The organism is Vibrio sp. 779(2023) (assembly GCF_033344285.1).
Classification (GTDB): Bacteria; Pseudomonadota; Gammaproteobacteria; order Enterobacterales; family Vibrionaceae; genus Vibrio; species Vibrio alginolyticus.
This window is the reverse complement of sequence record NZ_JAWPOM010000124.1, coordinates 1-1310: the sequence shown is the minus strand read 5'-3', so window position 1 is coordinate 1310 and position 1310 is coordinate 1. Positions and strand designations below refer to the sequence as shown.

General features: G+C 45.9%; 1 protein-coding gene. It reads left to right on the top strand.

Going from position 1 to position 1310, the window contains the following annotated elements; translation table 11 throughout:
* Nucleotides 1–171: 171 nt before the first annotated feature.
* Nucleotides 172–1310, top strand: a 1139-nt coding sequence (locus R8O70_RS25455) for a multifunctional CCA addition/repair protein (RefSeq protein ID WP_318184489.1), incomplete at its 3' end; no start/stop codon positions are given.

Sequence of the window (1310 nt, the reverse complement as noted above, 5' to 3'; positions counted from 1 at the left end):
CTGTTCAACAAACCCAAAAAAGTCCTTATACATTAGGATCTCCAGCTAAAAACCCATCCCAAAAGAATCAAATATGATGTAAACATAGTTGCATCTGTTCTTGGGAGTAAAGAAAAGTACCATTGCTTGCTACAATGTCCAACGTCATATCCATAAATTCAGAGGTAATTCGTGCAAGTTTATTTAGTAGGTGGCGCAGTTCGAGATCAATTGCTCGGCATTGACAGTTATGACAACGATTGGGTGGTAGTCGGAGCCACACCAGGAATGATGCTTGCTCAAGGATACACTGCCGTCGGAAAAGACTTTCCTGTTTTTCTTCATCCTAAAAATAAAGAAGAACACGCACTTGCACGAACCGAAAGAAAATCAGGCTCAGGTTACACGGGCTTTGACTGTTTCTTCGATCCAAGCGTAACGCTAGAAGAGGATTTGATTCGCCGTGATTTAACCATTAACGCCATGGCGATGGATGATAGCGGCCAGCTGTACGATCCTTATGGCGGCCAAGCCGATTTGAATAATCGCATATTGCGTCATGTATCGGATGCTTTTGTGGAAGATCCCCTTAGAGTACTTCGGGTCGCACGTTTTGCTGCAAAACTTGCCTCGCTGGGATTTACGGTAGCAAAAGAAACCATGCAACTCATGCGCGACATGGCAGACTCTGGTGAACTCAATACGCTAACATCAGAACGCGTGTGGCAAGAGTGGCATAAATCACTTTCAACGCCTCGTCCCGATGTGTTTTTATCAGTATTGCGAGATTGCGGCGCGTTAGCTGTCGTGCTACCAGAAATCGATGCGCTGTTTGGCGTCCCTCAACCTGAAAAATGGCATCCAGAGATCGATACGGGTATCCATACGTTGATGGTAGCAGAGCAAGCCGCAAAGCTGAGCACATCACTCCCTGTTAGATTTGCCGCACAGGTGCATGACTTAGGGAAAGGCGTGACACCAGAGAGCGAATGGCCAAGCCATAAAATGCATTGTCATACCGGTTTAAAGCTAATTAAAAAACTGTGCGAACGTGTACGTGTACCGAATGAATTTAAAGATTTAGCGCTCATGGTCTGCGAGCAACACTCCAACATTCATCGCGCCGCTGAGTTAAAGCCGCAAACCATCATCAAAATCCTGAACAAGTTTGATGTATGGCGCAAGTCGGAGCGCCTAAAAGACATTCTAATTTGCTGCCAAGCGGATCATGCAGGCCGCAAAGGTTTAGAAGATCTACCATATCCACAAGCGGATATTTTCATGCTGGCCTATCAAGCAGCGGCATCAGTAGATGTGCAAGCCATCATTCA